Annotated in this window: 2 protein-coding genes; both read right to left on the minus strand. The window is 41.1% G+C overall.

Annotation, left to right across the window (positions count from 1 at the left end; all coding sequences use genetic code 11):
- Positions 1–114: 114 nt before the first annotated feature.
- Positions 115–2,412: a patatin-like phospholipase family protein gene (locus QZ327_RS13325; RefSeq protein ID WP_294620073.1), complete on the minus strand. Its 2,298-nt coding sequence runs from the start codon at positions 2,410–2,412 to the stop codon at positions 115–117.
- Positions 2,413–2,588: 176 nt separating this feature from the next.
- Positions 2,589–4,637, minus strand: coding sequence for a molecular chaperone HtpG (htpG, locus tag QZ327_RS13330; protein WP_294620075.1), 2,049 nt, complete (start codon positions 4,635–4,637; stop codon positions 2,589–2,591).
- Positions 4,638–4,665 lie beyond the last annotated feature (28 nt).

A 4,665-nucleotide genomic window follows, 5' to 3' on the forward strand; every position in this document is an offset into this window, starting at 1 on the left:
TCCGTAGTCAGCTACTCTATTCAGTTGAGCTACGCGGCCTTTTTGTTTAACGGGTGCAAAGATACGTACTTTTTCCGAATTAGCAAATAATACACAAACTTTTTTTGAAAAAAATCATTCAATAAACCGGTAATTAAACAACTGCCAACCGAGTGTCAGTCCTACATTCCACTCCTTTTTCGGTGAACTATAATGGTTTACATAGGCAGAGATTGCTCCGAAAGGCAATTGACATATCATAGAAATTTCTCCCATATATTCGAAACGTGAAAACGCTTTTCCATAATAAGCCTTGTTCAAAGCATTCTTTTTGATAGGAAATATCGGCATGAAACCATAAAATTCAGAACGAAGTTGGAACATGTCATTGAAAACAAATATCGGTTTGACACCTGCCGCCAAAAATTGATTGGCCCGGAATGCCTCGTTATACATCAGTTTGCTATGAGGAGTGGGAGAGAAATCTGCTGCCTGCAACATGGTTGCCGTATAATTCTCCGAAAAATTCTTCGATGAATACAGCATTTCCGCCATCCATCCCAAAGTAAACTTGGGACTCATCGTATGATAAGCATATTTCATATAAGAAATTTGCAGCCAAGACTGCCGGTCTTTGGCTGCAACACTTGTCTCTGTCGGATTTCCCGGTACAAATTTCTCTTTTCCGCTAAAAACCTGTGCCACCAACTTCTCAAAATAGCCCTTAGTAGCATACTGTCGCGCATTCAACGTACTACCATAAAATCCAATAGCTCCGCCCAAAAGATTATAAATACTTTTGTCGGAACGATCCTTGTCGAAATTAATCACGCTGGATTGAAAGTAATTATCCTGAAGTTTTCCATATCCCACACTCAATTCCGCCCGTTTATTGGCAAGAAAAGGCAAAGCTACCATCAATTTGACAAAACGCTCGTCTTTGGAGTTGAAAGAAGGTTTATCGTTTTTAGAAAAAAGCTTATCCTTTTTATAATAATCAAACGTACTTAAAGAGGCAATAAGACGATAAGAAGTAGGGACACGGGTAGGAAGGTCTATTTTAGCCATAAGTTGCGCATTATTGTACACCTTACCAATCTGACCGTCAAGGGTTATCTCTTTGGAATAGTAATTCAGATTCTGATATCCCAATCCTAAATAAATTTGGTTAGAACTGGTGGTTGAAACACTTCCACCCATCCGCGCAGAAAAATTATCTTCCATTTTCACCTTCAGGTACAATGAATACAAATCGCTTTTGAAATCATAAACCACATGGGGAATAATTTCCGATATCATATTGTCGGACAGCAAACGGAAATAACCTCGCTTCAATTCTTCGTATGTAAACACTTCGTGGTCTTCGTCATGAAATTCTTTCCTGATGTATGCCTGCTGTTGCGGGTTAGCTCCCTCTATATAGATATCTCTAAAACGAAACTGGGGTAAATTACTTCGATACACCAATCGCCTTAAGCGCACATTCTCAGCATTTATCCGCCGATGAATACGGTTTTTTATAGAATCCATCAAACCAATAGTCCGATCATAGCCGATATCGTGCAGTTCTTGCAAACGGTCAAAATCCAAAAGGCTTACGTCATCATACTTAAACGTCATAATGATGCCTAAAGAATCCGGAAGGGTATAATCCGTTTTCTGCATAATCATGTTTTCAAGTTGGCTCATCAAATCATTCTCTTTCGGTTTTCCGGGATTGGCAGCTACCACACTGCCTATAATAACTTCCGGCTGAAAGTCCTCACGCATAATGTCCGTCGGGAAATTATTATAGATACCACCGTCATAAGCCAACACGCTATCAATCTCTATCGGTTTAAAAACAAACGGAAAACTCATGGAAGCGCGTACCGCATCTCCCAAATCCCCTTTACGCATAATCAGCGGTCTTTTGTTGTACACATCGGAAGCAACACAGCGAAAAGGCACAAACAGGCGATTAAAATCACCGCCACATGCCGCTGTGGCACGGGCAAACAATTCAAGAAACACTAAGTTCATCTGAATGGGGTTTACCATACTCGTTGGAAGTATCTGAGGCTTGATATGCAACGAATCCTTAAAGGAGAAACGGATATTGAAAAACTCCGGAGTTGCCCGGTTCTGTTTAAAATAGTATCCGTATTTGGGTTCTACCTGCCCGGAATACCACCGTTTAAAATCTTCGGAACGCAATAATGCCTCCATATCGTCCGGAGAATATCCCATAGCATAGAGCGAACCGATGATTGCCCCCATAGAAGTACCGGTAATGTAGTCGATTGGAATATTATTTTCCTCCAAAGCACGGATAATACCGATATGCGTCATGCCTTTCGCACCGCCGCCACTCAAAACAAGTCCTACTTTCTGAGCTTGCACAAGCGGCAGAAACAATAAGCAGACCGATAAAAACAAAAGAAATCTTTTCATGAAGCAGTTCCGAGTGAAATATACTAATCTATTCAATGCTCAAATATAGACAATAGTTTCCGAAAACCTCGTATCCAACGAAAAAAAACATATTCATTACGAAAAAACAGACAAAAAAAGGGCATCACAACTCACACTCGTCGCAATGCCCTTATATATCGAAATCTAATAGGAACTTATTTAATCATATCAATACTTCTCTTAACAAAGTTATTCAAAGCTTCTCCCTTCAACATGCCGTTTTGAAGCAACGCCAAATCAATCAATTGACGGACAACTTTGTTTTGGGCAGCATAATCGGCAAACAGGCCTTCTTTCTTAACTTTCAGTTCTTCCCACTTCTTATCCAAATCATTCACTTCATCCTTTTCGACCGTAGGAATATCTTCATCTTTCTTGCCTTCCTGCTTCTTTTTCAAATCATTGCGACGGTTGTTCACCTCATCCATTTCTTTTTGAAGCGGAGCTACGGCAGACGCACATGCCTTGTCCTCATCAGCCAAAATCTCTTTTACCAACTTATGGTCGGCATTCAACACCAAATTGAACATATCCGGCATTTCACCGTAGAAACTCATTCCTGCCTGAATATTCGCCATTTCTTTCATACGGCGCATATATTCACTTTGAGTAATCATAACCGGAGAAGCGTTTTCGCCCAATGCTTGCGTTGTAACGTTGAACTCGGTCTTTTCCATCTGCGGCAGCTGGCTCTTGAAGATGGCAGAGAGGGCTTCCTGTTTGTCAGCCTCCAAAGCGTCATTCTTCTTATCTTCCTTTACTATCAGGTTGTCAACCACATCACTGTCAACACGAGTGAAACGTACCTTTTCAAACTTCTGCTCCAGCATGCTTACCATGGCAACATCCAGTTGTCCGTCCATCAGCAGCACATTATATCCCTTGTTCTTGGCAGCCTCGATATAGCTGTATTGCTCGTCTTTATTATTGGCATACAGATAAATCAGATTACCGTCTTTGTCCGTTTGGCTGTCTTTTATCAGAGTCTTGTACTCTTCATAAGTATAATGCTTGGCGTCTGTATCAGAAAGAAGGGCAAAATCCTTTGCTCTATCATAGAAATCCTCTTGTGTGAGCATTCCATAGTTGATAAAAATCTTCAAGTCATTCCATTTCTCTTCAAACTGCTTGCGGTCGTTCTTGAATATGGATTGCAGGCGGTCGGATACTTTCTTTGTGATATATGTAGAGATTTTCTTCACGTTGGAATCGCTCTGCAAATAAGAACGGGATACGTTCAACGGAATATCCGGCGAATCGAGCACCCCATGCAACAATGTCAAAAAGTCCGGAACGATGCCCTCTACAGAGTCCGTCACATACACTTGGTTGCAATAGAGCTGGATTTTATTCTTGTTCAGTTCGATATTGCTTTTCACCTTCGGAAAGTACAAGATACCTGTAAGATGGAACGGATAATCCACATTGAGATGTATCCAGAACAACGGTTCATCGGACATAGGATAAAGGTCGCGATAGAACTTCTTGTAATCCTCGTCTTTCAGTTCGCTGGGTTTCAGTGTCCACAACGGGTTTGCATCATTAATGATGTTATCTTCGGCAGTCTCAACCTGCTTGCCGTCTTTCCACTCCTTTTTCTTGCCGAATGCAACGGGAACAGGGAGAAAGCTACAATATTTCTTCAAAAGAGAAGAGAGACGCGCTTCTTCAAGGAATTCCTTGCAATCATCATCTATATAAAGCACGATATCCGTACCGCGTGCTGCCTTGTCGGTATCTTCAATCGTAAACTCAGGGCTGCCGTCACAAGTCCATTTCACGGCTTTAGCACCTTCCTGATGGGATTTGGTGATGATTTCAACTTTCTTGGCAACCATGAACGCCGAATAGAATCCGAGCCCGAAATGACCGATAATGGCATTAGCGTCATTCTTATATTTCTCAAGGAAATCATTGGCTCCCGAAAAAGCAATCTGGTTGATGTATTTATCTATCTCTTCCTCTGTCAGACCGATACCGTGATCCGATACGGTAATCGTATCCTTATCCAAAGACACGTGTACTGTCAGGTCGCCGAGTTCACCTTTAAATTCGCCGATAGAAGCCAGCGTTTTAAGTTTCTGAGTAGCGTCCACAGCATTAGAAACCAATTCACGAAGAAAAATCTCATGGTCACTGTACAAAAACTTTTTGATAACGGGGAAGATATTTTCTGTAGTTACCCCAATATTTCCTTTTTGCATACTAAGTTTATATTTTTTAGATTTATAT

The organism is uncultured Bacteroides sp., assembly GCF_910578895.1.
In the GTDB taxonomy this organism is placed as follows: Bacteria; Bacteroidota; Bacteroidia; order Bacteroidales; family Bacteroidaceae; genus Bacteroides.